Origin of the sequence: Micromonospora echinofusca, assembly GCF_900091445.1 — a bacterium.
Classification (GTDB): domain Bacteria; phylum Actinomycetota; class Actinomycetes; order Mycobacteriales; family Micromonosporaceae; genus Micromonospora; species Micromonospora echinofusca.
Genome location: NZ_LT607733.1, coordinates 4,583,138 through 4,609,192 on the forward strand (window position 1 = coordinate 4,583,138; position 26,055 = coordinate 4,609,192).

Annotated in this window: 26 protein-coding genes; 12 read left to right on the forward strand and 14 right to left on the reverse strand. The window is 74.6% G+C overall.

The window, feature by feature from the left end; translation table 11 throughout:
• The first annotated feature begins 148 nt into the window (after positions 1-148).
• Positions 149-442 (forward strand): hypothetical protein, encoded by a 294-nt coding sequence (locus tag GA0070610_RS19435; protein WP_089001353.1) that lies wholly within the window; start codon positions 149-151, stop codon positions 440-442.
• Positions 443-511: 69 nt separating this feature from the next.
• Here the strand turns inward: GA0070610_RS19435 and ligD are convergent, their stop codons facing one another.
• Positions 512-1,537, reverse strand: coding sequence for a non-homologous end-joining DNA ligase (gene ligD / locus GA0070610_RS19440; RefSeq protein ID WP_089001354.1), 1,026 nt, complete (start codon positions 1,535-1,537; stop codon positions 512-514).
• Between the two features lie 47 nt (positions 1,538-1,584).
• Between ligD and msrB the strand changes: the two genes are divergently transcribed.
• Positions 1,585-1,998, forward strand: coding sequence for a peptide-methionine (R)-S-oxide reductase MsrB (gene msrB / locus GA0070610_RS19445; RefSeq protein ID WP_089001355.1), 414 nt, complete (start codon positions 1,585-1,587; stop codon positions 1,996-1,998).
• Between the two features lie 53 nt (positions 1,999-2,051).
• On the opposite strand, the gene GA0070610_RS19450 is transcribed toward msrB, so the two are convergent.
• From GA0070610_RS19450 to GA0070610_RS19460, 3 genes are all read right to left on the reverse strand, one after another.
• Complete coding sequence (locus GA0070610_RS19450; protein WP_089001356.1) at positions 2,052-2,621, reverse strand: DUF305 domain-containing protein; 570 nt, start codon at positions 2,619-2,621, stop codon at positions 2,052-2,054.
• Positions 2,622-2,689: 68 nt separating this feature from the next.
• Positions 2,690-3,436, reverse strand: coding sequence for a lytic polysaccharide monooxygenase (locus tag GA0070610_RS19455; protein ID WP_089001357.1), 747 nt, complete (start codon positions 3,434-3,436; stop codon positions 2,690-2,692).
• Positions 3,437-3,556: 120 nt separating this feature from the next.
• Positions 3,557-3,832: an isoamylase early set domain-containing protein gene (locus GA0070610_RS19460; RefSeq protein ID WP_089001358.1), complete on the reverse strand. Its 276-nt coding sequence runs from the start codon at positions 3,830-3,832 to the stop codon at positions 3,557-3,559.
• Between the two features lie 161 nt (positions 3,833-3,993).
• Between GA0070610_RS19460 and GA0070610_RS19465 the strand changes: the two genes are divergently transcribed.
• The 3 genes from GA0070610_RS19465 to GA0070610_RS19475 all read left to right on the forward strand — a co-directional run bounded on the left by GA0070610_RS19465 (position 3,994) and on the right by GA0070610_RS19475 (position 5,979).
• Entirely contained in the window at positions 3,994-4,254 is a 261-nt protein-coding gene (locus GA0070610_RS19465) for a Prokaryotic metallothionein (protein ID WP_089001359.1), read from the forward strand.
• A 64-nt stretch (positions 4,255-4,318) separates the two neighbouring features.
• Positions 4,319-4,777 (forward strand): GNAT family N-acetyltransferase, encoded by a 459-nt coding sequence (locus GA0070610_RS19470; protein ID WP_089001360.1) that lies wholly within the window; start codon positions 4,319-4,321, stop codon positions 4,775-4,777.
• A gap of 110 nt (positions 4,778-4,887) precedes the next feature.
• Entirely contained in the window at positions 4,888-5,979 is a 1,092-nt protein-coding gene (locus GA0070610_RS19475) for a lytic polysaccharide monooxygenase auxiliary activity family 9 protein (protein WP_089001361.1), read from the forward strand.
• A 69-nt stretch (positions 5,980-6,048) separates the two neighbouring features.
• Here the strand turns inward: GA0070610_RS19475 and hemQ are convergent, their stop codons facing one another.
• The 3 genes from hemQ to hemE are packed head-to-tail and all read right to left on the reverse strand — an operon-like array spanning position 6,049 to position 9,259.
• Positions 6,049-6,750, reverse strand: a complete 702-nt coding sequence (gene hemQ, locus GA0070610_RS19480; protein ID WP_089001362.1) for a hydrogen peroxide-dependent heme synthase — start codon at positions 6,748-6,750, stop codon at positions 6,049-6,051.
• Positions 6,747-8,156 (reverse strand): protoporphyrinogen oxidase, encoded by a 1,410-nt coding sequence (gene hemG / locus GA0070610_RS19485; protein ID WP_089001363.1) that lies wholly within the window; start codon positions 8,154-8,156, stop codon positions 6,747-6,749. Before hemG ends, hemQ begins: the two co-directional genes overlap by 4 nt.
• A gap of 5 nt (positions 8,157-8,161) precedes the next feature.
• The gene (gene hemE / locus GA0070610_RS19490; protein WP_089001364.1) at positions 8,162-9,259 is read right to left on the reverse strand and encodes a uroporphyrinogen decarboxylase; all 1,098 of its coding nucleotides are present in this window, start codon (positions 9,257-9,259) and stop codon (positions 8,162-8,164) included.
• 180 nt (positions 9,260-9,439) lie between these two features.
• On the opposite strand from hemE, the gene GA0070610_RS19495 reads away from it, so the two are divergent.
• The gene (locus GA0070610_RS19495) at positions 9,440-10,012 is read left to right on the forward strand and encodes a DUF3000 domain-containing protein (protein ID WP_089001365.1); all 573 of its coding nucleotides are present in this window, start codon (positions 9,440-9,442) and stop codon (positions 10,010-10,012) included.
• 17 nt (positions 10,013-10,029) lie between these two features.
• On the opposite strand, the gene GA0070610_RS19500 is transcribed toward GA0070610_RS19495, so the two are convergent.
• Both GA0070610_RS19500 and GA0070610_RS19505 read right to left on the reverse strand, forming a co-directional pair.
• Complete coding sequence (locus GA0070610_RS19500; protein WP_089001366.1) at positions 10,030-10,869, reverse strand: hypothetical protein; 840 nt, start codon at positions 10,867-10,869, stop codon at positions 10,030-10,032.
• Positions 10,870-10,944: 75 nt separating this feature from the next.
• Positions 10,945-12,141, reverse strand: coding sequence for a S1C family serine protease (locus GA0070610_RS19505; RefSeq protein ID WP_089001367.1), 1,197 nt, complete (start codon positions 12,139-12,141; stop codon positions 10,945-10,947).
• Between the two features lie 206 nt (positions 12,142-12,347).
• On the opposite strand from GA0070610_RS19505, the gene GA0070610_RS19510 reads away from it, so the two are divergent.
• The 4 genes from GA0070610_RS19510 to GA0070610_RS19525 all read left to right on the forward strand — a co-directional run bounded on the left by GA0070610_RS19510 (position 12,348) and on the right by GA0070610_RS19525 (position 18,359).
• On the forward strand, positions 12,348-13,676 hold the full coding sequence (locus tag GA0070610_RS19510) for a ribonuclease D (protein ID WP_089001368.1): 1,329 nt from the start codon (positions 12,348-12,350) through the stop codon (positions 13,674-13,676).
• A 244-nt stretch (positions 13,677-13,920) separates the two neighbouring features.
• Positions 13,921-15,117 carry a thiolase family protein gene (locus GA0070610_RS19515; RefSeq protein ID WP_089001369.1) on the forward strand — a complete coding sequence of 399 codons (1,197 nt, stop codon included), beginning with the start codon at positions 13,921-13,923 and terminating at the stop codon, positions 15,115-15,117.
• On the forward strand, positions 15,114-17,183 hold the full coding sequence (locus tag GA0070610_RS19520; RefSeq protein ID WP_089001370.1) for a 3-hydroxyacyl-CoA dehydrogenase NAD-binding domain-containing protein: 2,070 nt from the start codon (positions 15,114-15,116) through the stop codon (positions 17,181-17,183). Before GA0070610_RS19515 ends, GA0070610_RS19520 begins: the two co-directional genes overlap by 4 nt.
• A 159-nt stretch (positions 17,184-17,342) precedes the next feature.
• Complete coding sequence (locus GA0070610_RS19525; RefSeq protein WP_157747188.1) at positions 17,343-18,359, forward strand: hypothetical protein; 1,017 nt, start codon at positions 17,343-17,345, stop codon at positions 18,357-18,359.
• A 53-nt stretch (positions 18,360-18,412) separates the two neighbouring features.
• Here the strand turns inward: GA0070610_RS19525 and GA0070610_RS19530 are convergent, their stop codons facing one another.
• The 4 genes from GA0070610_RS19530 to GA0070610_RS19545 form a co-directional block, all read right to left on the reverse strand.
• Complete coding sequence (locus GA0070610_RS19530; RefSeq protein WP_089001372.1) at positions 18,413-18,799, reverse strand: VOC family protein; 387 nt, start codon at positions 18,797-18,799, stop codon at positions 18,413-18,415.
• The gene (locus tag GA0070610_RS19535) at positions 18,796-19,203 is read right to left on the reverse strand and encodes a VOC family protein (RefSeq protein ID WP_089001373.1); all 408 of its coding nucleotides are present in this window, start codon (positions 19,201-19,203) and stop codon (positions 18,796-18,798) included. The genes GA0070610_RS19530 and GA0070610_RS19535 overlap by 4 nt, the downstream gene beginning before the upstream one ends.
• A 208-nt stretch (positions 19,204-19,411) precedes the next feature.
• On the reverse strand, positions 19,412-20,581 hold the full coding sequence (locus GA0070610_RS19540; RefSeq protein WP_089003618.1) for a sensor histidine kinase: 1,170 nt from the start codon (positions 20,579-20,581) through the stop codon (positions 19,412-19,414).
• Positions 20,582-20,714: 133 nt separating this feature from the next.
• Positions 20,715-21,383, reverse strand: coding sequence for a response regulator transcription factor (locus GA0070610_RS19545; RefSeq protein ID WP_089001374.1), 669 nt, complete (start codon positions 21,381-21,383; stop codon positions 20,715-20,717).
• 151 nt (positions 21,384-21,534) lie between these two features.
• Between GA0070610_RS19545 and GA0070610_RS19550 the strand changes: the two genes are divergently transcribed.
• Positions 21,535-22,743, forward strand: coding sequence for a peptidase C39 family protein (locus GA0070610_RS19550; protein ID WP_231925743.1), 1,209 nt, complete (start codon positions 21,535-21,537; stop codon positions 22,741-22,743).
• Between the two features lie 40 nt (positions 22,744-22,783).
• Here the strand turns inward: GA0070610_RS19550 and GA0070610_RS19555 are convergent, their stop codons facing one another.
• Positions 22,784-24,070 carry an outer membrane protein assembly factor BamB family protein gene (locus GA0070610_RS19555; RefSeq protein WP_089001376.1) on the reverse strand — a complete coding sequence of 429 codons (1,287 nt, stop codon included), beginning with the start codon at positions 24,068-24,070 and terminating at the stop codon, positions 22,784-22,786.
• Between the two features lie 106 nt (positions 24,071-24,176).
• Here GA0070610_RS19555 and GA0070610_RS19560 point away from each other — a divergent pair, with 106 nt between their 5' ends.
• Entirely contained in the window at positions 24,177-26,048 is a 1,872-nt protein-coding gene (locus GA0070610_RS19560) for a hypothetical protein (RefSeq protein WP_089001377.1), read from the forward strand.
• Positions 26,049-26,055 lie beyond the last annotated feature (7 nt).

Sequence of the window (26,055 nt, forward strand, 5' to 3'; positions counted from 1 at the left end):
GGGTCGGGCCGACGATCAGGGAGAGCGGCGACGGGCCGGGAAAGGTTCGCGCCCGTTACTTGATCGTTATCCGGGCGCGTGGCAGGGTCGCCGCGCGGGCGGACCGGGCGACGGCGGCGCGGTGGTGTGGATGTGCTTCCATCACCGGATGGAGATCACCCTCGCCCTCCTGATGGTTGTCGTCGTCGCGCTGCTGGCCGCCCAGTTGCCGGGCAGGACCGAGCAGGCGCGGACCGCGTACCGGCTGGCCGAGATCGAGCGCCGGCTCCGGCTGGTGATGGACCACCTGGGCGTGGTGGACCCCTCGCCCGTGCCGCCGGAGGTGCAGCAGCACCTGGCCCGGGGCGACAGGATCAAGGCGATCGCCGCGTACCGCAAGGCGACCGGCGCGGACCTGCTCTCGGCGAAGCAGGCGGTGGAGGCGTACGAGGGCCGGCGGTGACGGCGCGTGCCACCGGGCGGGTGGCGCCGGGCGGGCGTCGGGTGACGACGCCGTGCCGGGGCGCGGCGGTCAGCGGGGGCGGTCGCGGTCCTTCGAGGGCTGCACGCGCTTCGGCTCGCCGGGCATCTTCGGGTGGTCCGGCGGGTAGGGCATGTCGCCCTGGCCGGCGGCGGCGTCCCGGTCGGCCCACTCCAGCAGCGGGGTGATGTCCCACCCGGTGTCGTCGATGCCGGCGTGCGGGTCGCCGCACTCGGCCAGCCGGGCCGGGACGGTGCGCAGGTCGAAGTCGTCGGGGTCGACGTCGGGCAGCTCGTCCCAGGTGACGGGGGTGGACACGGTGGCCCGGGCGTTGGCCCGCAGCGAGTACGCGCAGGCGATCGTGCGGTCGCGGGCCATCTGGTTGTAGTCGACGAAGACGCGCTCGCCCCGCTGCTCCTTCCACCAGGCGGTGGTCACCAGCTCCGGCCGGCGCCGCTCCAGCTCGCGGGCCAGCGCGATGGTGGCCCGCCGCACCTCGGTGAACGTCCAGCGCGGCGCGATGCGCAGGTAGACGTGCACGCCCCGGCCGCCGGAGGTCTTCGGCCAGCCGGTGACGCCCAGCTCGTCGAGCAGCCCCCGCAGCTCACCGGCGGCGGTCGCCGCGTCGGCGAAGTCCGTGCCGGGCTGCGGGTCGAGGTCGATGCGCAGCTCGTCGGGGCGGTCGACGTCGGCGGCGCGCACCGGCCACGGGTGGAACACGATGGTGCCCATCTGGGCGGCCCACGCCACGTGGGCCAGGTCGGCCGGGCAGAGCTCGGCGGCGCTGCGACCGCTCGGGAAGCTGATGGTGGCGGTGCGCACCCACGGCGGCACGCCCCGCGCGGGCACCCGCTTCTGGAAGAACGCCTCACCCTCGACGCCCTCGGGGAAGCGCTGCAACGTGGTCGGTCGATCGCGCAGCGCGCGCATGATGCCGTCGCCCACCGCGAGGTAGTAGTGGAAGACGTCGCCCTTGGTGAAGCCGCGCTGCGGGAAGATCACCCGGTCGGGGCTGGTCAGCCGGACGTCGCGCCCGGCCACCTCGATCTGCTCGGCTGCGGCCTTCGTGCCACCCATTGCGCGACCATATGCCACACCCCCGACGTCCGACGTACCGTTGGCGGGTGAGTCTTGACGAGAGTGAACTGCCCCGTACCGAGGAAGAGTGGCGGGTCCGGCTCAGCCCGGAGGAGTTCCGGGTGCTGCGGGAGGCCGGCACCGAGCGCCCGTGGACGGGCGAGTACGTCGACACGAAGACACCGGGCACCTACCACTGCCGGGCGTGCGGCGCGCAGCTCTACCCCAGCGACACGAAGTTCGACTCGCACTGCGGGTGGCCCAGCTTCGACGACGCCATCCCGGGTGCGGTCAAGGAGATCGAGGACCGCAGCCTGGGGATGAGCCGCACCGAGATCCGCTGCGCCCGCTGCGACAGCCATCTCGGGCACGTGTTCCGGGGCGAGGGCTTCACCCCGAAGGACACCCGGCACTGCGTCAACTCCGTCTCCATCCGCCTGGAGCCGCGCACCGACGCCTGAGGACGTACGCCCCGGGTGTCCCCGGCGGGCGGCCGGGCCGCCGCCCGCCGGGGTCACGGCCGGGCCGGCGTCAGCCCGGCCATCAGCGAGACCTCGGCCGTACGCGAGCGTTCGACGCGCCCGGCGAGGTCGCGTACGCGCGGATCGGCGCCGACCGTCTGCTGCGCCCGGGCCAGGTCGGCGGCCGCCTCCTGGTGCGGGGCGAGCAGGTCGAGCAGGACGCGGTCGACCTCCCCGTCCGGGGCGGTCCGCAGGCGTGCCATGTCCTCGGCCGCGATCCCGTGCCCGTCGTGGTCGTGCCGACGGGCGGCCTCGGCGGCCTCCGGCCCGGCGTCGCGCAGCCAGCCGCGCATCGTGGCGAGTTCGTCGGTCTCGGTGACCTCGATGGCGGCGACGAGGGTGCGCAGCTTCCGGTCGGTGATCCGGTCGCGGCTGATCCGCACCATCTCCAGCGTCTGCTCGGTGTGCGCCGCCAGCGTGGCGAGGAAGACCACGTCGAGGCCGTTCAGCCCGGTCCCGGCGCTCGCCGCGGGACCCGTCGGCGCGGGGGCGGGCGGCGCCGGGGCGCAGGCGGGGACCAGCAGCAGGGCGGTGAGCAGGACGACCGTGCGCAGCCGTCGCATGGCGTACTCCGATCCACAGAGGGGTGACGGGTGCGGCGGGCGCCGGTGGGCGGGCCGCACCCGTGCGGTCAGACCTGGGTCCAGAGCGCCGGCACGTACGGCGGTTCCCAGCCGGGGATCGCGGTGTGCGCCTGCCGGCAGCGGTACGTCAGCCCGCCGTAGGTGACCCGGTCCCCGACCTGGTAGGCCCGGCCCGCCGTCCAGCTGCCGCCCGGGGCGGGCGGGGTGGTCGGGGCGGCGGTGGGGGTCGGGGTGGGCGACGGGGCCGGCGGCGTCGGGCTCGCGGTGGGCGACGGGTTGCCGCCCCCGCCGACCTGGAGGTCGACGCAGGAGTAGAACGCGTTGGCGGTGTCGGCGATGTTCCACACGGCGAGGACCTTCTGCCGCCCGGAGTAGCCGCCCAGGTCGACGGTGTGCGAGACGCTCGCCCCGGGCTGCTGCCCGCCGCCGCTGAAGACGGCCACCCGGGTCCCGCCGATGAAGTACTCCCAGTTGCTGGTGGCGTGCCGGGCGGTGTTGGTCCAGGTGAAGGTGACGGAGCTGCCGACCGAGGTGGCGGGCCAGCCCCGGCTGTCGTCGTTCAGCACGGCGAACTGGTCGATCCCCGCGTGGCAGCTGCGCAGCCCCTTGGGCCCCTCGACGCTCTGCGGCTCGTACTTGATCTGCCCGCAGTCGGGGACCCGGCCCTGCGCGCAGAGCGCCTGGCGGCTCGGCGGGCCGGAGACGTAGCCGTGGGCCTGGGCGGGCGCCGCGACGGCCAGTGCGGAGACGACGGCGCCCGTCGCCACGAGCGGGATCGTGATTCTTCGGCGCATGGTGGCAGCTCCTTCGGACTTAAGCCTGGTGAGGTGCCCTCCAACATAAATTAAACCTTGTTAACAGTAAAGACTCCTGTCGATAGGAACATCGAACCAAGCGAGCAGTAGCGTGACCGGTCAGAGCAACAGCAGGCTGCCCCGCTCGTCCACCCGGTCGGCGGACTCGTCGTCCAGCCACACCCCGCCGGTGGCGAGGTAGCGGAAGCGGTGCTCCCCCGGGCCGAGCCGCACCGTGACCGTCCGGGTGCCGTCGCGGCGTGGGACGAGCTCGTGCCGCCCCGGCTCCCAGCCGTTGAAGGAGCCCACCACGCTGACCGGGCCGGGCGGGGCGTCGCGGGGCAGGCTGAAGGTCACCCGCACCTGGTTGCCGAAGAGCTTGTTCCGCTTGATCATGTCGTGTTCCTCCGGGGTCGTACGCGGTCACCGGGTACAACGCCCGACACGCCGGGGGCGACACGCCGCCGGACCCGGGTGACCTGGGCGGTTTCGCCCGTCCGGCGACGCGCGGTGCCGCAGGCTGGGACAAAGGTGTCCGCGTTTCGGGGGGTTCTGTCGTGGCGACGTGCGAGGTCTGCGGTAACGAGTACTGGATGGCGTTCGAGGTGCGGACCGTCAGCGGCGACGTGCACACCTTCGACTGTTTCGAGTGCGCCGCGCACAAGTTGGCGCCGATCTGCGAGCACTGCCAGGTCAAGATCGTCGGGCACGGGGTGGAGGTGTCCGGCCGGTTCTTCTGCTGCGCGCACTGCGCCCGCGCCGAGGAGGGCACCCAGGGCGCCGAGATCCGCGACGCGGTCGGCGCCCGCCCCGCCTGAGCGCGGAACCGGGTCGGACGACGGCCGGGGCGGCGGGCCCGGGGGCGCGGCCTACCATCGCAAAGTGCCGCAGACCCCCGTGACGAGGGCCGCCTCGTTCGCCGACCTCGACACCCGCACCTTCCACGACCTGCTCCGGCTCCGGATCGACGTGTTCGTGGTGGAGCAGGAGTGCCCGTACCCGGAACTCGACGGACGCGACGTCGAGCCGGGGACCCGGCACCTCTGGCTCGACGACGGCGGCGCGCCCCTGGCGTACCTGCGGATCCTCGCCGACCCGGGCGGCGTGGCGCGGATCGGTCGGGTGGTGGTGGCGCCGCGGGCGCGCGGCGGCGGCCACGCGGGCCGACTGATGGCCGCGGCGCTGGAGCTGGTCGGCGACCGGCCCTGCGTGCTGGAGGCCCAGTCCCACCTGGTCGGCCTCTACGCCCGTCACGGCTTCGCCGTCGCCGGCCCCGAGTACGTCGAGGACGGCATCCCGCACACCCCCATGCGACGCGAAGGCATTGACCAGAGCCGATAGATATGGGAGCCTCCGGGCAGAGCCGTCGCGGAAGCCACGCAGCGCGCACGGGAGGGGCAACTCCCGCGCCGTCCGGGCGTCGTCGTCCGACCTCTCCCCCCGGGGGCTCCATGTCCACTCAACTTCGATCATCCCGCCTGGCGTGGCTGCTCGCCGTCGCGGCGACCGCCGTGCTGCTGCTGACCACCGCCCTGGCCAACCCCGTGTCGGCGCACGGCTCCGTGGTGGACCCGGCGTCACGCAACTACGGCTGCTGGCAGCGCTGGGGCAGCGACTTCCAGAATCCCCGGATGGCCACCGAGGACCCGATGTGCTGGCAGGCCTGGCAGGCCAACCCGAACGCCATGTGGAACTGGAACGGCCTGTTCCGCGAGGGCGTCGCCGGCAACCACCAGGCCGCCATCCCCAACGGGCAGCTCTGCTCCGGCGGCCGCACCGAGGGCGGCCGCTACAACGCCCTCGACACGGTCGGCGCCTGGAAGACCGCCCCGGTCTCCAGCAACTTCCGGGTCCGCCTGTACGACCAGGCCAGTCACGGCGCCGACTACATCCGGGTGTACGTGACGAAGCAGGGCTTCGACGCGCTCACCGAGCCGCTGGGCTGGGACGACCTGGAACTGGTCGGCCAGATCGGCAACACCCCGGCGTCGGGGTGGAAGCCGGAGCCCACCGGCGTGTCCATCGAGATCCCGGCGAACGCGCCGGGACGGACGGGGCGGCACGTCGTCTACACCATCTGGCAGGCCAGCCACCTGGACCAGTCGTACTACCTGTGCAGCGACGTCGACTTCTCCGGCGGGCCGACCACCCCGCCACCGACGACGCCGCCGCCGACCACTCCCCCGCCCACGACCCCGCCGCCCACCACCCCGCCGCCGCCGACGACCCCGCCGCCGGCCGGGGCCTGCACGGCCGCCTACCGGGTCGTCGGGCAGTGGGGCGGAGGCTTCCAGGGTGAGGTGACGGTGACCGCCGGCGGCGGCGCCGTCAAGGGCTGGTCCGTGACCTGGACCTACGCCGACGGCCAGCAGGTCACGTCGGCGTGGAACGCGACCGTGACCACCAGCGGCACGCGGGTCGTCGCCCGCAACTCGGCCCACAACGGGGCGCTGGCCCCCGGGGCGAGCACCACCTTCGGGTTCCTCGGCTCGTGGTCCGGCACCAACGGCACCCCGACGCCCACCTGCACGACCGTCGTCTGATCCGCACCGGGACCCCGGCCGGGGTCGCGTCCCACTCCCTCCGGGACGCGACCCCGGCCGGCCCGCGCGTCAGACCAGGCAGTTGACGATGTCGGCGACCGACCGACGGCGGCCGGTGTAGAACGGGATCTCCTCCCGGACGTGCCGGCGGGCGCCGGAGCCCCGCAGGTCGCGCATCAGGTCGACGATGCGGTGCAGCTCGTCGGCCTCGAACGCCAGCATCCACTCGTAGTCGCCGAGCGCGAACGAGGCGACCGTGTTGGCCCGCACGTCCGGGTAGCCGCGGGCCATCTTGCCGTGCTCGGCGAGCAGTTCGCGCCGCTCGGCGTCCGGCAGCAGGTACCACTCGTAGGAGCGGACGAACGGGTAGACGCAGACGTACGGGCGCGCCTCCTCGCCGGCCAGGAACGCCGGGATGTGGCTCTTGTTGAACTCCGCCGGCCGGTGCAGGGCCATCTGCGACCAGACCGGCGTGAGCGCCCGGCCCAGCGTGGTGCGACGGAACCGCAGGTACGCGTCCTGGAGGTCGTCGCTGGAGGCGGAGTGCCACCAGATCATCAGGTCGGCGTCGGCGCGCAGCCCCGAGACGTCGTACGTGCCGCGCACCACCACGTCCTTGCCGGCCAGCTCCGCGAAGAGGGCCTCGACCTCGCCGGTGACGTTCTCACGCAGCGACGGCAGCGGGCTGCTGGCCCGGTACACCGACCACATCGTGTAGCGGATGCTGTCGTTGAGTTCCCGCAGCCGGGCCGCGTTGGTCTGCTCGGTCATGTCCCCGATCCTCCCAGTGCTGTGATGATCTCCTCGGCTGCCGTCTCGCCGGAGCGGACGCACACCGGGATGCCGACCCCGTCGTACCCGGCGCCGGCCAGGACCAGCGTCGGATGGCCCGCCCGCAGCGCCGCCCGCGCGGCGGCCACCCGGTCGCCGTGGCCCGGGGTGTACTGCGGCAGCGACCCGCCCCAGCGCTGCACGTGGCCGGCGACCGGCGCGGGCAGCGGCACGCCGAGCACCGCCGACAGCTCCCGGTGCACGGTGGCGGCCAGGTCCTCGTCGGTGCGCTGCACCTGCCGTTCCTCGCCGTAGCGGCCCACGGAGGCGCGGACCAGCGCCAGCCCGTCGGTGCGGCGCAGGTGGCCCCACTTGGTGGTGAAGAAGGTCGACGCCTTGATCAGCAGGCCCTCGGTGCTCGGCACCAGGAAGCCGGACAGCTCCGGCAGCTCCGGCTCGGGCAGCGCCAGGGTGACCAGCGCGACGCTGGCGTAGTCCAGCCCGCCGACGCCTTCGGCCACCCGCGGCACCCAGCCGGCGAGCAGCCGGGCCGCCGGGCGGGCCGGCACGGCCAGCACCACGGCGTCGACGTCGACCAGCTCCGCGTCCCGGGTGGAGCCGACGGTCAACCGCCACCCGGGGCCGGCCGGCGTCAGCTCGCGGACCGCCGCGCCCCGCCGGACCGCCGCCCCGCTGGCCGCCGCCGCGGCCTCGACCAGGGTGCTGAGCCCGCCGGCCAGGGTGCCGAAGACCGGCGCCCCGGGCGCGCGGGGGGCCGCCGCCTGCGCGGCGCGCACCGCGCCGACCAGGGTGTGTTCCACCCGGGCGGCCCGGGCCAGCGCCGGCATCGTGGTCACCAGGGACAGGTTGTCGGCCCGGCCGGCGTAGACGCCGCCGAGCATCGGGTCGACCAGCCGGTCGACCACCTCGTCGCCGAACCGGGCCCGCACCAGCGCGCCGACGGAGACGTCGTCGTCCGCGCCGAGCAGCGGGCGGCCGGCGTCGGGGTCGGCGTCCGCCGCCGGGCGCGCCACCGTGGTCACCCGCTCCAGGTCCCCGGGTACGCCCACCAGCGTGCCGCCCGGGATCGGGCGCAGCCCGCCGTCGACGACGAGCGCGGCCTGCCCGACGGTGGGGTGCACGATCCGCTCGCCGAGGCCGAGCCGGCGGACCAGGGCCACGGCGGCGGACTCGCCCCCGGCCGGGTCGCGCATCAGGAACGACTCGGCGCCGAACTCCACCGGTGAGCCGGCCAGCTCGCCGGTGCGCAGCTTGCCGCCGAGCCGACCGGACTGCTCGTACACCGTGATCTCGGTGCCGGCGGGGGCCCGCTCGCGCAACCGGACCGCGGCGGCCAGCCCGGCGATCCCGCCGCCGACCACCGCCACCCGCCACGGCGCCCGCATGCCGCTCAGCCCCGGTCGCCCGACTGGGCGGACAGCTCGTGCACCAGGGCGACCACCCGGGTCAGCACGTCGGGGTCGGTCTCCGGCAGCACCCCGTGCCCCAGGTTGAACACGTGCCCGGGGGCGGCCCGGCCCTGCTCCAGGATCCGCCGCACCTCGGCCTCGACGACCGGCCACGGCGCGAACAGCACACACGGGTCGAGGTTGCCCTGCACCGCCCGGTCCGGCCCGATCCGCCCGGTCGCCACGTCCAGCGGCGTACGCCAGTCGACGCCCACCACGTCGGCGCCGGCCTCGCCCATCGCGGTGAGCAGCTCGCCGGTGCCCACGCCGAAGTGGATCCGGGGCACGCCCGCGTCGGCCAGCCCGGCCAGCACGCCCGCCGAGTGCGGCAGCACGAAGCGGCGGTAGTCGGCCTCCGACAGCGCGCCGGCCCACGAGTCGAACAGCTGCACGGCGGAGACCCCGGCGGCCACCTGGACCCGCAGGAACGCCAGCGTCACCTCGGCCAGCCGGCCGCAGAGCGCGTGCCACAGCTCCGGCTGGCCGTACATGAGGGCCTTGGTCTTCGCGTGGGTACGCGACGGCCCGCCCTCGACCAGGTAGCTGGCCAGCGTGAACGGCGCCCCGGCGAACCCGATCAGCGGGGTGTCGCCCAGCTCGGCGACGAGCATCCGCACCGCCTCGTCCACGTAGGAGACGTCGTCGCGGGTGATCGGTCGGATCCGTTCCACGTCGGTCAGGGTGCGTACGGGCTCGGCGACCACCGGGCCGGTGCCGGGCACGATGTCGAGGTCCACCCCGGCGGCGGCGACCGGCACCACGATGTCGCTGAAGAGGATCGCGGCGTCCACCGCGTGCCGGCGTACCGGCTGGAGGGTGATCTCGGTGACCAGGTCGGGGCGGCGGCAGGACTCCAGCATCCCCACGTTGGCCCTGATCGCACGGTACTCCGGCAGCGACCGGCCGGCCTGGCGCATGAACCAGACGGGGGTGTGCGGGCCGGGCTGGCGACGACAGGCCCGGACGAAGGGCGAGTCGGCCGGACCGCCGGGACGGGGGTCTTCGTCTCGGGCGTCGGCGCCCGTCGTCGTGGTGCTCATCGCGGCCATCGTGCCACGCGGGACGCGGCCGGCAGCGGGCACTGCCGCCTTTTGTGACCCGGTCGGCCCGTTGGGGAGCGGGTATCGAGGGACCCCTGTCCCAGACGGTAGGGGTCGCGGCGTGGGCGGCCTCGGCGCGCCTCTCGGGCGGGCGGGCGGCTTGCGGCATAGGCTGCCGGCATGGCCCCCCCGATCGCGCTTCCGGAGACCTTCGCCCGCGCGGTCACCGGGCTGCGGTCCGCGGCGCCCCGGTCGGAGATCGTGCTGGAGGAGGTCGGCGCCCCGCAGCGACTCGCCCCGTACGCCTTCGCGCTCTCCGCCACCGTCGGACGCGACGGCGACGAGGTGGCCTCCGGGCGGCTGATCCTGCTGCACGATCCGGCCGGCCACGAGGCGTGGCAGGGCACCCTGCGGCTGGTCACCTACGTGACGGCGGAGCTGGAGGTCGACCTGGCCGCCGATCCGCTGCTGCCGGGGGTGGGCTGGACGTGGCTGACCGACGCCCTGGAGGCGCAGGACGCGCGGCACCGGGCGATCGGCGGCACGATCACGCAGACCCTGTCGACCCGGTTCGGTGACCTGGCCGGCCCGCCGGCGGCCGGCGACATCGAGATCCGCGCCTCCTGGACGCCGGTCGACGACGACCTCGGCCCGCACCTGCTGGCGTGGTGCGCGCTGCTGGCCTCCACCGCCGGGCTTCCCCCGCCCGGGGTGACCGCGCTGCCGGAGCGTCGCCCCGCCGGCGCGGCCTGACCCCGGTTCGGGTCACCTCACAGATACTTCTCGGCCTCGTTGCAGACCTTGTCCATGCCCTGGATGGCCTTGTCGTAGGCCGGCTTGTTGCCGTTCGCCGCCGCGGCGAGCGCGGTGGTGAGCTTGTCGAGGCAGCTCGCGATGACCTTCTTCTGCCGGGCCTGCTCGTCCCGGTCGTTGCGGGTGCCCGTGAGGTCCTGCTCGGTGTCGCCGAGCTTGTCCCGGACCGCCTGGAGATCGGTCTTGAGCTTCTCGATCTCCTTGCCGTTCGCCGCGATGGTGCCGTCGCGCTGGCTGACCTCGCTGGCCATCTTCTTCTCGGTCCGGTCCAGCTCGTTCGTGGTCGACACGAACAGGCCGGTCATCACCCCGCCCAGGACGAAGAGCAGCCCGGCCACGACCGCCAGGATCAGCACCTTGTGGCTCTTGCCGGGGCCACCTGGCGCGGGGGCGCCGAAGGGCGGGGCGGAGCCGGGCGGCGTGGACATCGGCTGCCCGAAGGCCGGACCGGAGGCCGGGGGGACCGACATCGGCTGCCCGAAGGCCGGCCCGCCGGAGGCCTGCCCGGCGTGGGGCGACGCGCTGCCGGGGCCGTAGCCGGGCGACGCCGGCGGCGCGGACTGCGGGTAGCCAGAGGGCCCGGCCGGCGGCGCGGACTGCGGGTAGCCGGCGGACGGGGCCGGGTTGTACTGCTGCGGGGGCGCGGCGTACTGCTGGCCGGCGTCCGGCTGTTCGGGCGAGTACTGGCGCGGGCTGCCGTAGGTGGTGCCGTGCGGGGCGCCGCCCGACGGCGGCTGACCGGGCGCGGCCGGCGGGTACGGCGGGTAGCCCTCCGGCCCGGTCGGTGGCTGGGACATTCGTTCTTCCTCCACGTGTGCTGGTCCGGGGGCGTGCTCCGCCGGGCCGAGGGGGTGGGTCGGACGCTGACGGGGTCAGCAGATCTTGAAGCCGTCGCAGGCCACCTTGATGGGTACGGCGAGGCCGATCCCCTCGGCGTTACGGGCCTTGGCGGTGGCGATGCCGACGACCTGCTTGCTGCCGTTGATGACCGGGCCGCCGGAGTTGCCGGGATTGATCGGGGCGTCGAACTGGATGACCGGGCCCTCGCCGCCGCCGGCCTGACGGAAGGCGCTCACGACGCCGGTGGTGACGCTGTCCTCCAGGCCGAGCGGCGCGCCGACGACCACGATCTGCTGCCCGGACTTCACGGCGGCGGGCGCCGCGACCAGGCCGGTGAACTTGCCGTTGGTGCGCAGGTGGGCCACGTCGTTCGCCTCGTCGACCCGGACGATGGTCGCCGGGAAGCGCTGGTCGGTGCGCTCCAGGAAGACCTCGCGCTCGCCGGTCTGCCAGAGCGCGTCCACCACGTGGTAGTTGGTGAACAGGTTGGTGCCCCCGCCCGCGGCCGGCTTGCCGATCGCGAACGCGGTGCCGGTGGAGTTGCCGGCCCGGACCCGGAACACGCTGGGCAGCACGGCGCTGGCGACGGCCTCCGGGTTGAACGCGGCGCCGGCCTGCTTCTCCAGCGCCCCCGCCCGGGACTCCAGGCCGTCGAGCCGGGTGCTGTCGGCCGCCTGCCCCGCCGCCACCTTGCTGTCGGTGTCGCCCAGCCGGTTCGAGAGGCGGTTGATCTGGTACGCCTGCACGCCCGTCACCACGGCGAGCAGGCCGGCGAGCACGAGCGCGGCGACGGTGAGCCCGCGCCCCCTCGTCGCCGGGGCGGGGTACGGCTGGCCCGGTCCGGGACCCTGGGGGTGGCCCGGGGCGGCGACGCCCGACGGCACCGACCCGGACGCGGGGGGCCAGGCGGGCCCCGGCGGGTTCCCGGGCGGCGTCGACGGGCCCGGGATCGTGGACGGCGCGCCGCCCTGCCGCCAGCCACCGGCGGCGGGCGTGGCGGCCGGGGCGGGCGCGTTGGCCGGAGCCGCGCCCCACTGGCCCGGCTGTGCCGGCGGCGACCAGGCGGGCCGGGCGGGCGAGGGCTGCCCGGGGGCCCCCGGCGGCAGGTACGCGGGGGCGGCCGGCTCGATCCGGGGCGGCAGGGGCCCGGGACGAGCCGTCCCCGGCGGGAACCCGCCGTCGCCCGGTCCCGCCGGGCCCGTGTCCGCCGACCCGTAGCCAGCAGTCATTCGCCTTGCCCTCCCCGTAGACGCCCCGCTCCGTTCCGGGACCTGATGATGCCCTACCCGCGCAACGGCTCGATGGACCGTACCTGCGCCAACGGTCTTTGTCTTCCCCTATGTCCGGCTCCCGCGGGGACGCGTGGCGGTCGTCCCGTCGACACACACCGGACCGGCTTCACCCACCGCGTCGCGTCGCGCACTAGGGTTGTCAGGTGACCGACGAACCACCCCTGCGCCGTCGGCCCGCCGAAAGCCGTACGGGAAACGATGCGCCCCACCCGCCGTCGGCCCGACCGGAGCCGGAGGCCGCGGGGACCGAACCGACCGCCGACGGGCCCGTGCCGCTGACCGCTCCGCGCGAGGGCACACCCCAGCCGGCCGCCACGCCCGACGAGCTTGCCGAGGTCGTGGCCCGCTTCGCGGCGGGCAGCGGCCCCGTCGCCCTGGACGCCGAACGCGCCTCGGGCTACCGCTACAGCCAGCGCGCCTACCTGGTGCAGCTGCGCCGGGCCGGTTCCGGCACGGCGCTGATCGACCCGTTGCCGCTGCCCGACCTGAGCACCCTCGACACGGTGATCGGCGAGGCCGAGTGGGTGCTCCACGCGGCCAGCCAGGACCTGGCCTGCCTGGCCGAGCTGGGGCTGCGCCCGCGCCGGCTGTTCGACACCGAACTGGCCGCCCGGCTGGCCGGATTCGAGCGGGTCGGCCTGGCCGCGCTGACCGAGCAGCTACTCGGGTTCAGCCTGGAGAAGCACCACTCGGCAGCCGACTGGTCGAGCCGCCCGCTGCCGGAGTCCTGGCTGACCTACGCGGCGCTCGACGTGGAGATGCTGGTCGACCTGCGCGACGCGCTCGACGAGGAGCTGACCCGGCAGGGCAAGTCCGCGTGGGCGGCGGAGGAGTTCGCCGCGCTGGTGCGCACCGGGGCCCGCCCGCCGCGGGCACGCGCCGAGCCGTGGCGTCGCACGTCCGGCATCCACCGGGTGCGCGGGGCACGGGCCCAGGCCCGCGTCCGTTCCCTCTGGTACGCGCGGGACCAGATCGCCGCCCGGCGCGACGCCGCTCCCGGGCGGGTGCTGCCGGACTCGGCCATCGTCGCGGCGGCGGAGCTGGATCCGAAGGACGAGAAGACCCTGCTCACCCTGCCCGGCTTCGGCGGCCGCTCGGTGCGTCGACTGGCCCGCACCTGGCTGGCCGCGCTGGACGACGCGCGGCAGTTGCCCGACGACGCGCTGCCGGCCGCCCCGACGGTCGAGGGTCCCCCGCCGCCGCACCGCTGGGCCGAGCGGGACCCGGTGGCGGCGGCCCGGCTGGCCCGCTGCCGGGAGGTGGTGGTCCGCGTCGCCGGCGCGCACCAGCTGCCGCCCGAGAACCTGATCGCCCCCGACTCGATCCGCCGGCTGGCCTGGGTGCCCCCGGAGGAGGTCACGGAGGCGACGGTCGCCGAGACCCTCCGAGGCCTCAACGCCCGCGAATGGCAGATCACCCTCCTCCTCCCCGCCCTCGCCGAGGCCCTCACAGACCCACCCCCCACTCCCTGACCCTCCCTCCCCCCTTGATCATGGAGTTGTTGTCGCCCAACCCGGTGTGTCGGCACGACAACTCCATGATCAACGAGCCGGTCGCTGGCAAGGTGGTGTGGGGTGGGCCACACGGGGGCGGGTGCCGGCGATGGTTACTGGCGAGTAGCATCCGGGGGAACACGCCCGTGCCGGCGACCTTCGTTCCGTCCGTGGTGCCGCCCGTCGGCGCGGCGGCCGGATCGTGGTCGAAGAGGAGGCTCAAGTGCCCCGTGAAGTCCGGGATGTCGTCTTCGTCGACGGCGTCCGTACCCCGTTCGGCAAGGCGGGTGGCATGTACGCCAACACCCGCGCCGACGACCTGGTGATCCGCTGCATCCGCGAGCTGCTGCGCCGTAACCCGCAGCTGCCGCCGGAGCGGGTCGAGGAGGTCGCGATCGCCGCCACCACCCAGATCGGCGACCAGGGCCTGACCATCGGCCGGACCGCCGCCCTGCTGGCGGGCCTGCCCAAGACCGTCCCCGGCTTCGCGATCGACCGCATGTGCGCCGGCGCCATGACCGCGGTGACCACCGTCGCCAGCGGCATCGCCATGGGCGCCTACGACGTCGCCATCGCCGGCGGCGTCGAGCACATGGGCCGCCACCCGATGGGCGAGGGCGTCGACCCCAACCCGCGGATCGTCGCCGAGAAGCTGGTCGACCCGTCCGCGCTGGTCATGGGCGCGACCGCGGAGAACCTGCACGACCGGGTCCCGCACATCACCAAGGAGCGCACCGACGCGTTCGCGCTCGCCTCGCAGCAGAAGACCGCCAAGGCGTACGCCAACGGCAAGCTCCAGGACGACCTCGTGTCGGTGGCGGTCCGCGACGAGGAGAACGCCTGGGGCATGGCCACGGTCGACGAGGCCCCCCGGGACACCTCGCTGGAGAAGCTCGCCACCCTGAAGACCCCGTTCCGCCCGCACGGCAAGGTCACCGCCGGCAACGCGGCCGGCCTGAACGACGGCGCCACGGCCAGCCTGCTCGCCTCCGAGGACGTCGCCCGCGAGCTGGGCCTGCCGGTCGCCATGCGGCTGGTGTCGTTCGGCTTCGTCGGCGTCGAGCCCGAGGTGATGGGCGTCGGCCCGATCCCGTCGACCGAGAAGGCGCTGCGCCTCGCCGGCCTAACCATCGACGACATCGGCCTGTTCGAGCTGAACGAGGCGTTCGCCGTGCAGGTGCTCGCCTTCCTCGACCACTTCGGCATCGCCGACGACGACCCCCGGGTCAACCCGTGGGGCGGCGCGATCGCCATCGGTCACCCGCTCGCCTCCTCGGGCGTGCGGCTGATGACCCAGCTCGCCCGGCAGTTCGCCGAGCACCCCGAGGTCCGCTACGGCGTCACCGCCATGTGCATCGGCATCGGCATGGGCGGCACCGTGATCTGGGAGAACCCCCACTGGGAGGGTGGAGACAAGTGAGCGCGCTCGCCGCTACGAACGAGGTCGTCACCAGGGCGCTGCTGCGCCAGGTGAACGTACCGGGGCTGGACCGGCCGGCCGCCCTGATCACCCTCGACAACGGCTTCGACCACACCAAGCCGAACAGCTTCGGCCCGGGCGGCCTGACCAGCCTGGACGAGGCGATCACCGCCGCCCTCGCCGCGAACCCGGCGTTCGTCGCGGTCACCGGCAAGCCGTACGTCTTCTGCGTGGGCGCGGACATCACCAGCCTCCCGCAGCTCGCCGACCGCGAGCAGGCGCTGGAGATCGGCCGGCTCGGCCACCGGGTCTTCGCCCGGCTCAGGGACAGCGAGATCCCGACCTTCGCCTTCGTCAACGGCGCGGCGATGGGCGGCGGCCTGGAGCTGGCCCTGCACTGCCACTACCGGACGCTCTCCGGTGGCGCGGCGGCGCTGGCCCTGCCCGAGGTCTCGCTCGGCCTGATCCCCGGCTGGGGCGGCACCCAGCTGCTGCCGAACCTGATCGGCATCCCGGCGGCGACGCAGGTGATCATCCAGAACCCGCTGATGCAGAACAAGATGCTCAAGCCGAAGCAGGCCGCCGAGATGGGCATCGCGGACGTCCTGCTGGAGCCGGCGGACTTCCTGGAGCGGTCCCTGGAGTGGGCCGCCGGCGTGGTCCGGGGCGAGGTCACCGTGACCCGGCCCGAGGTCGACAAGGACATGTGGGCGGGCGTGCTCTACTTCGCCCGGCAGACCCTCGACGCGCGGCTGCACGGCGCGGTCCCGGCGGCGTACAAGGCGCTGGACCTGCTGGAGACGGCGAAGGACGCCGACTTCGCCACCGGCACCGCCGCCGAGGACGAGGCCCTCGCGGACCTGGTCTTCTCCGAGGAACTGCGCAGCGGCCTCTACGCCTTCGACCTGGTGCAGCGGCGGGCCAAGCGGCCGGCCGGCGCGCCGGACAAGGGCCTGGCCCGCCCGGTCACCAAGGTGGGCATCGTCGGCGCCGGCCTGATGGCCAGCCAGCTCGCCCTGCTCTTCGCCCGCCGCCTCCAGGTGCCGGTCGTCATGACCGACCTGGACCAGGCCCGCGTCGACAAGGGCGTCGGCTACGTGCACACCCAGATCGAGAAGGCCGTCAGCAAGGGCCGGATGGACAAGGGCACGGCCGCCAAGCTGTACGGCCTGGTCAGCGGCTCGGTCGACAAGGGCGTCTTCGCCGACGCCGACTTCGTCATCGAGGCCGTCTTCGAGGACCTGGGCGTCAAGAAGCAGGTCTGGGCGGAGCTGGAGAAGATCGTCAAGCCGGAGGCGGTGCTCGCCACCAACACCTCCAGCCTGTCGATCACCGCGATGGCCGAGGAGCTGGAGCACCCCGAGCGGGTGGTCGGCTTCCACTTCTTCAACCCGGTCGCGGTGCTGCCGCTGCTGGAGATCGTCCGGGGCGAGCGCACCGACGACGCCACGCTCGCCACCGCGTTCGCGGTCGGCAAGCAGCTGAAGAAGTCGAGCGTGCTGGTGAAGGACGCCCCGGCGTTCGTGGTCAACCGGCTGCTCACCCGGTTCCTGGGCGCCGTGTTCGCGGCCGTCGACGCCGGCACCCCGCTGGAGGTGGCGAACAGGGCGCTGGACCCGCTGGGCCTGCCGATGCGCCCGCTGGCCCTGCTCCAGCTCGTCGGGCCGGCCGTCGCGTACCACGTGGGCGGCACCCTGCACGCCGCGTTCCCGGACCGCTTCGGCGTCAGCGAGAACCTCAAGCGGATCGCCGACTCGGGCCAGCCGATCGTCGTCGACGACCAGATCAACGACGAGGTCGCCAAGCTGCTCGTGGTCGGCGACCAGCCGCTCACCGAGGAGCAGGTACGCCAGAACGCGCTCGACGCGCTGGCGCAGGAGATCCGGCTGATGCTCGACGAGGGCGTCGTCGCCGAGGCGCAGGACATCGACCTGTGCATGATCCTCGGCGCGGGTTGGCCGTTCCACCTGGGTGGCGTCACGCCGTACCTGGACCGGACCGGCACCTCCGAGCGGGTCACCGGCCGCCGGTTCCTGCCGCACGGGGTGGCCAGCCTGCCCGCCTGATCCGCACCGCCCCCCGCGTTCGCGGTGGTTGCCCCGTCCAGCTTGGATGGTGGTGGCCACCGCGATCGTCGTTGCGGCCGATGCGGTCGGGATCGGGACAGCGGTACCGTGCCGTGGCTGGCTACGATCACCCGTTCGCAGACTCGCCTGGAGCTGATCATGTCCCAACCGCCGGTCGATCCCTGGTCCGGGCAGCCGGAGCACGACACGCACTACGACTTCCACCCGCCGCGGCCGGACGGCTACCCGGCACCGCCCGACGGCGGCTGGACTCCCCCGCCCGGCGGCCAGCACCCGTCCGGCGGCCAGCCCTCGCCGGGCGCGGGGTGGCCCGCCACCCCGCACCCCGGTCCCGCGCCGACCCAGCCGTACCCCGGCCCGCCGCCGGCCCAGCCGCACCCCACCCAGCCCTACGGCGGCTACCCCGTCACGCCCCAGGCCGGCTTCCCCACCAGACCGTACGCGGGCTACGCGCCGCCGGCGCAGGGCGCGGGCCGGCCGGCGAGGCCCCACCAGCTGATGCTGACCCTGGGCCTGGTCGGGCTGCTGGTGCTCTGCATCGGCGGCGGCGGCATCGCCTACCTCGCCTACGAGGACGACCAGGGCGCCGACCCCCGGCCCACGCCGAGCGCGTCCCCGACCGCGGCGGCGTCGAGCGCCACCCCGAGCGCCGCCACGTCGTCCGAGGCCGCACCGTCACCGGAGTCCAGCGACCCCCCGCAGATCCGGGTCGTCACGCCGGAGACCCTCGCGGGCCGCCCGAAGAGCACCGAGCCGACCCTGCGCAAGGCCGCCGACGACATGGTCCGCGAGCTGCGTGCCTCGGTACGCGGCGAGACCGGCGTAGCCGGTGCCTTCTACGGCAGCGCCGACGAGCGGAACATGGTCATGGTGATCGCCGCCGCGAGCTTCGTGCTCAATCCCGAGCGGGAGCTCGACGACACGATCAAGGGCATCTCCAAGAACCTCGCCGTCACGAAGATGACCACCATCGCCCCGGGACCGCAGGGCGGCCTGGCCAAGTGCGGCGACGGCGAGTCCGCCGGCGTCCCCCTGGGCGTCTGCGCGTGGGCCGACCACGGCAGCGTCGGCATGATCGTGATGTTCTTCTCCTCCGCGGCCGCCTCGGCGGCGGAGTTCGTCGCCATCCGCGGCCAGATCGAGCAGAAGTACTGAGCCGTACGGCAGCGCGCGGGGACCCGCCCACGACGTGGACGGGCCCCCTCGCGTCAGCCCGCCGTGGCGGCCCGCTCGGCGGCGCTGCGCAGGACGCAGAACTCGTTGCCCTCCGGGTCGGCGAGCACCACCCAGCCCGAGCCGTCGGCGCGGCGCTGGTCGGCGACCTGGGTCGCACCGAGGGCCAGCAGGCGTGCCACCTCCTCGTCCCGGGTACGGTCCGCCGGCTCCAGGTCGAGGTGGAGGCGGTTCTTCACCGTCCTGCCCTCGGGCACCGCCACGAAGAGCACCTCCGGGCCACCCGGCGGCAGCAGCATGGCCTCCGGGTCGCCGGGGAAGTCGTCCGGCTGGCGGGGGCAGTCGAAGACCTGCGCCCAGAAGCCGGCAAGCGCGTACGTGTCGCGGCAGTCGATGCTGACGTTGTGGATCCGTGCGCTCACGGGTGTTCCTCCTCGATGGTCGTACCCGCCCACTCCGCCGCGCCGCGCAGGACGCAGAACTCGTTGCCCTCCGGGTCGGCGAGCACCACCCAGCCCGAGCCGTCGGCGCGCCGGCGGTCGCTCACCGGGACCGCACCGAGGCCGAGCACCCGCTCGACCTCCTGATCCCGGGTCCGGCCGGTCGGTCGCAGGCAGACGTGCACCCGGTTCTTGACCGTCCTGGCCTCGGGAACCCGCTGGAAGAAGACGTGCGGGGTGGTGTCGTCCGGGGGCAGCAGCACCGCCTCCGGATCGCCCGGGGCGTCGTCGGCGTGCCGGGCGTACCCGAGCACCGCCGACCAGAAGCCGGCGAGGGCGTAGGTGTCGTGGCAGTCGAAACTGATGTTCTGGATCCGTGGATACACGGGTTCCTCCGCTAGGGATGGAGGCGCCCCGCGTGCGTGGGAGTCAGCCGGCGAGACGGGGCGCGGAAGTCATGACGGTGGACATCGACGCACCCCCCTCCGATCCTCGTGCTGACGCCATGATCCTTCCACCGGGCCGGCGCCCGCCGCAACCCCCCGCAGCGCGAGCCGCACCCCCGCAGCGCGGGCCCTAACCCCCGCCGGCCCGTCAGCGGCGGGCCGCCGGCTCCTCGGCGGTGATCGCCGGTGCGGCCTCCGCCGCCGGCAGGGTCACCGTGACCTCCAACCCCCCGCCGGCCTGAGCGATCACCTTCACGGTGCCGCCGTGCGCGTCGCAGACCGCCCGGACGATGGAGAGCCCGAGACCGGAGCCGCGTGCGCCGGTACGCTCCCGGCCGCCGCGCCGGAACGGCTCGAACAGGCCGGGCACGTCGGCCTGGTCCACCTCGAAGCCGGTGTTGCCCACCACCAGCCACGACCGGCACCCGTCCGACCCCGTACGCACCCAGAGCCGGCCGTGCAGATGGTTGTAGCGGATCGCGTTCTCGATCAGGTTGCCCGCCAGCCGGTCGAGCAGCCCGGGATCGCCGACGACCGGCGCGGACTCCAGCGAGGTCTGCACCCGTAGCTTGATCCGCTCCACCTCCCGGCGTACCGCCGACAGGGCGTTGGCGGTGCCGGCGGCGAGGTCGCACTCGGTGCGCCGGCCCAGCCGGCGGCCCGCCTGGGCCTCGCTGCGGGCGAGCACCAGCAGGGCGTCGACCAGCCCGTTGGCCCGCTCGGAGGCGTCCCGGACCACCATGGCCATCCGGCGGTACTCGACCGTGTCCGCCTCGTCGTCGCTGAGCGTCACGTCGATCTCGGTGCGCATCACCGCGAGCGGGGTCCGCAGCTCGTGCGAGGCGTTCGCCACGAACCGCTTCTGCGCCTCGAACGCGGCGGCTATGCGGTCCAGCATCTCGTCGAAGGTCTCCGCCAGCTCCGCGACCTCGTCGTCGGCGCCCGAGTAGCCGATGCGCTGGTCCAGCGTCGTCTCGCCGAGCCGGCGGGCGGTGGCGGTGACCTGGTGCAGCGGGCGCAGCGCCCGCCCGGCGACCGCGTACGCGCCGGCCACCCCGACGACGCTGATCGCCAGCAGCGCCACCAGCCCCTTGACCAGCAGCTCCCCGCTGGCGGCGTCGACCAGCTGACGCTGCCACTGCGCGGCGTCCATCGACCGGCCGTCGGCCAGCACCACCGTGGTGCCGGGCAGCAGCTCGTCGGTCGGTCGCAGCGCGTCGCGGACCAGCAGCCAGGCCAGCAGCACCAGGATCGCGCCCGCGCCGACCAGCAGCACCCCGTTGAGCAGGGTCAACCGCAGCCGCAGCGTGGGCCGCAGCCGGGCCCGCCGGCTCGTGGCGTCGGCCCTCTTCCGCGACCGCCCAGCCTTCAGCGCCGGCTCACTCCTCGCGCTCACCGTGCCACCTTCGTTCGCGACTGCGGGGCTCGCAAGACCGGCTCGCTCCTCGCGCTCATGCCGGCGTCTCCGCCGTGCGGTAACCCGCGCCGACCACCGTCTCGATCAACGGCGGGTCGCCGAGCTTCTTGCGCAGCGTCATCACGGTGACCCGGACGATCGTCGTGAACGGGTCCGTGTTGGCGTCCCAGACCCGTTCCAGCAGCTCCTCGCTGGAGACCACCGCGCCGCGCGCCTTGAGCAGCTCGCAGAGCACGCCGAACTCCTTGTTGGTCAGGTCGACCGGCTGGCCGCCCCGGGTCGCCACCCGGCGGGCCGGGTCGAGGACCAGGTCGGCGAGTTCGAGCACCGGCGGCGCGGCCGGGGTGGCCCGGCGGCCGAGGGCCTGCACCCGGGCCACCAGCTCGTCGAAGGCGAACGGCTTCGGCAGGTAGTCGTCGGCCCCGAGCTGCAACCCCTCCACCCGGTCGGCGACGGTGCCGCTGGCCGTCAGCATCAGCACCCGGGTCAGGGTGCCGGAGGCGGCCAGCTCCGCGCAGATCTGGTCGCCGTGCACGCCGGGCAGGTCCCGGTCCAGCACCACCACGTCGTACCGGGTGACGAACGCCATCTCGTGGCCGCTGTCGCCGTCGTAGGCGACGTCCACCGCCATGCCCCGCTTGCGCAGCCCCCGCGCGATCGCGTCGGCGAGGTTGCGCTCGTCCTCGACCACCAGTACCCGCATCCCGGCCTCCTCGCGCCCCTGACCACTGACAACCTAGTGGCGGTAGCCAAACCGGTCCGCACCCGCCGTCCCCGGCCCACCCCGTTGCAGAAAACCTTCGTCGTACGCGATGCTCTCGGCACCAAGCTTCGTGCGACGGACGGGGAGACGCATGACCGACGCGGCGCCGACGATCCGGCGGGACGTCACCTACCGGGGCTTCCGCCTCCCCGACGACGCCGCGCTGGGCGAGACGTCCGGGCTGCGCGCGGGCGGGCGCGGCCTCGAACTGGCCGACCCTGCCGACCGGCTCGAACACACCGACGCCGACGGCCGCACCCGCCGGTACGCAGCCGGCAGCTGGACGTCCCCGCCGGTGCCGGTCGGCTTCGCCGTACGCGACGTGGTGCCCTCGTGGACCGGCGACACCCCCGGCGACTGCTGGCTGCGCGTGGAGCTGCGCGGCTGGCACGACGACGCCCCGGCCACCGGGTGGTACGTCCTCGCCGACTGGGCCGCCGACGACCACGCGCTCCGCCGGACGACCGTGCCGGGGCAGCGCGACGCCGACGCCCGGGTGGACACCGACACCCTGCTGGTGACGGACGCGACGGTCACCGGCTGGCAGGTGCGGGTGACCCTGCTCCGGCCGGAGGACGCCGACGCGACCCCGGTGCTGCGCGCGGTCGGGGCGGTCGCCGCCGGCCCCCGCCCGACGGCGACGACCGGACCGTCCCGCCCGGCCAGGGAGGACGCCCCGCCCACGGGCTGGGGCACCGTGCTGGACGTGCCGCGCTACTCGCAGCGGCTGCACGCCGGCAGCCACCCGCAGTGGGGCGGCGGCGGAGACTCCTGGTGCAGCCCCACCTGCACCTCGATGGTGCTGGCCTTCTGGGGTGCCGCCCCGGCCCCGACCCGGTACGCGTGGGTGGCCCCGGCCGGCCCCCGCCCGGTGGTCGTGCACGCCGCACGGCACTGCTACGACCACGCCTACGCCGGGGCCGGCAACTGGGCGTTCAACACCGCGTACGCGGGCCTGCACGGCGTGGACGCCTTCGTCACCCGACTGCGCTCGCTGACCGAGGCGGAGGCGTTCGTGGCCGCCGGCATCCCGCTGATCGTCTCCGCCGCGTTCACCGCCGGTCAGGTGCCCGGGCTGGACTACGACACCGCCGGGCACCTGATGGTGCTGGTGGGCTTCACCGACACGGGTGCTCCGGTGCTCAACGACCCGTACGCGCCGGACGACGACGCGGTGCGCCGGATCGTCGACCGGGACCGCTTCGAGGCCGCCTGGCAGGGCGGCAGCGGCGGGGTGGCGTACGTGCTCCGGCCGCCCGGCGTGCCGCTGCCCCCGGCGCCGGAGCAGCCCAACTGGTGACCCCGGCGCCGCAGCCGGCACACCGTGCCGGAGGGCGGGCTCAGCCGGGATAGCGCCAGACGCCCAGCTCGCCGGTGCGCAGCCGGCACACCACCGTGTCGGCCCGGCTGCGGCAGTTGCCGGAGGCCTCCCGGAGCACGTCCAGCACCCCGGCCCGACCGGCGGCGACGTCCAGCTCGGCCACCACCAGCCCGCCGCCGGCGACGGTCGGCCGCACGGTCAGGAGCCGCTCGTCGGGATACCAGGGCAGCAGCTGCCAGCTGCCCAGGTCGGCCACCTGCCGACCGGTCGCCGCGTCGAGCACGCCCAACCGGTCCCCGAGGGGCCCGGGCGCGACCGCCAGGAGCCGGTCGCCCCGGGTCGCCAGCACCCCGAACCACCGCTCGCCGGTCCACCGCTGCGCGCCGGTCGCCGGGTCGAGCGCGACGAACCTGTTCCCTCCGGGCGCGCACAGCAGCTCGCCGCACTCGTTGACGTGCTCCACCATGGGCACGCGCGCCTCCCACCGCCGCCGCAGCCCGTCCAGCCCGTAGGCGGTCACCACGCCCTGCGGCGGCCGGACGACCAGCAGCAGGTCGTGCGCCACCACCGCGTGCCCGGACGCCTCGCCGAGGCCCAGGTCCGCCGCGTGCACCAGCGCGCCGGAGCGGGGGTCGCGCACCTCGACACGGCCCGTGGCGGGGGCCAGCACGATCCGCTCGACGCGCCCGCCGCGCAGGGTGTACGTCGCGGCCTCGGGCGGCGTCGGCACCGACCACAGCGCCCTGCCGGAGGCCGGATCCACCGACCGTACGGTGCCGCCCTGCGCCCCGCCGGTCTGCATCAGCAGGATCCCGGTCGGGTCGGACCAGGGATGGCCGGGCTGCCGCCAGCGTTCGCGGCCGGTCCCGTCGTCGAGGGCCACCGTCTGCCCGTCGTCCTGGTCCCCGGTGATGGAGAACAGCACCGTCCCCGGCCCCGTCTGGACATGCCAGAACCGGCCCGCCGCCACGAGCCGGGTACGCCAGAGCGGGTCGGGCGGGCCGGCCTCGGCCGGCGCGCGTTCGGGCAGGGCGTACGCGCGCACCTCGACGGTCCCCTGGGGCTCTCCCTCGGCCGGTTCGACGACGTAGAGCCGGTCGCCGTGCGGGAACGCCTCCGCCCCGAGGCGGGCCGGAACGACGAGCGCGACCCGTGCCGACACCGGCGCGGCCGCCGCCACGGTGGCCAGGAGGAACGCGAGCGCCAGCGCGACCCGCAGCGGACTGCCGACGGCGCGGGGCGGGCGGGGCGGCGGCGCCTCCCGCTCCGGCTCGTCGCGCACCTCGCCGAGGTCGATGACCGTCACGTGCCGTCCTCCCCGTCACACCGTGGCCTCCGGCGGGCCGGCAAATCGGCCGTGGGGGCACCGGCCCGGCAAAAGCGACGCCGCCGCGCCTGTACGATGGCGCGTCGTGGCTGTGCCGGTGGTAGACCCCTCGCTGAACTCCGTCTCCGAGCCCGTCGCGGCCGAGCCGACGCGCCGGCCGCGGCGTAGGCCCTCCCGCGCCGACGTACTGGCCATCGGAGCCTATGTCCTGCTCGGCGTTCTCGTGTGCCTGAACTACTGGGCGGACGTGCACAACCGGGTGTCGTCGCACCTGCCCACCGACCACAGCTGGTTCGAGTGGCTCTTCTCGCACGGCGCCTACTCGGTGCGGCACCTGGAGAACCCGCTGTTCACCGAGCGGCAGAACGCCCCGGACGGGGTGAACATGATGGCGAACACCTCGCTGCTCGGGGTGACGCTGCCGCTGGCGCCGCTGACCATGCTCCTCGGCCCGCAGGTCATGTACGCGCTCTACCTGGGCGGCGCGCTGGCCGCGACCGCCGGCACGTCGTACTGGATGCTGTCGCGGCACCTGGTGCGCTCCCGCGCGGCGGCCTTCGTCGGCGGCGCGTTCCTCGGCTTCGCCCCGGGCATCGTGCACCACGCCAACGGCCAGCCCAACTTCGTGTCGAACTTCCTGCTGCCGCTGATCGTGGTGCGGGTGCTCCGGCTCGGCGAGCCCGGCCGGTGGCGGCGCAACGGCATCGTGCTCGGCCTGCTGGTGGCGTACCAGATCTTCATCAACGAGGAGATGCTGCTGCTCACCGCGTTGGCCTGCCTGGTCGTCGTGCTCGCGTACGCGATCATGCGCCCGGGGCGGACGCGGGCGGTGGCCGGCACCTTCGCCGCCGCGCTCGGCGTCGGCGGCGGGTTGGCGCTGCTGCTGACGGCCTACCCGATCTGGTTCCAGTTCAACGGCCCGCAGTCCTACCGAGGGTTGCAGGGCGGGGTGTTCCACAGCTGGGGCGAGGACCTGGCCGCCTTCGTCACCTTCGCGCGGGACACCGTGGCCGGCGACGAGGCCGTGGAGAAGACCATCGGGCTCACCGAGCAGAACACCTGGTTCGGCTGGCCGCTGGTGCTGCTGTCGGTGGTGGCCCTGGCGCTGCTGGTCCGCCGCTCGCTCGCCGCCCGGATCCTCGCCGTGCTGGTGGTGGTCTTCACGGTGGCCTCGATCGGCCCGAAGGTGCGGATCAACGGCGTGGAGACGGAGACGGACGGTCCCTGGGCCTACGTCTCCGACGACCTGCCGCTGGTCGAGATGATGATGCCGACCCGGCTGGCCCTGGTGGCGGCGGCGGCGCTCGGCGTGCTGCTCGCCCTGGCCTGGGACACCGTCGCCCGCAGTGGCCGCCCGCCGGTGCCGGCCCCCCGCGCCGGTGCCGACGGCGACGACAGCGCGGCCGGTGCCGACGCCGCCGGGCCGCGGCGGCGCTGGCTGCGCCCGGTCGGGTACGCGGCCGTCGCGCTCGCCGTGCTGCCGCTGTTCCCGCGCCCGCTGCCGGCGCAGCCCGTCGAGCCGCCGCCGCACTTCATCACCGCCGGCGGCTGGCGCCCGTACGTGCCGGACGGCCGGACGCTGGTGCCGGTGCCGATCCCGAGCAACGTGCACGGCCTGCCCACGCTGCGCTGGAGCGCCCTGACGCAGCACGCGTTCCCGATCCCGGGCGGCTACTTCATCGGGCCGAACGAGCGGGGCGAGGGCGTCTTCGGCGCGCCGAACCGGCCGACCAGCACCCTGATCTACTCCACGATGGACTCCAACGCCGTCCCCGCGCTGACGGAGGAGAACCGTCGCCAGGCCGTCGAGGACCTGCGCTTCTGGCGGGCGTCCGTGGTCGTCCTCGGCGCGCATCCCCGCGAGGCGGTCCTGCGTGAGCTGATGACCGCGCTGATCGGCCCGCCGCAGCGCGTGGACGACGTGTGGCTCTGGGACGTCCGCCCGATCGTCGGCTGAGCCGGGT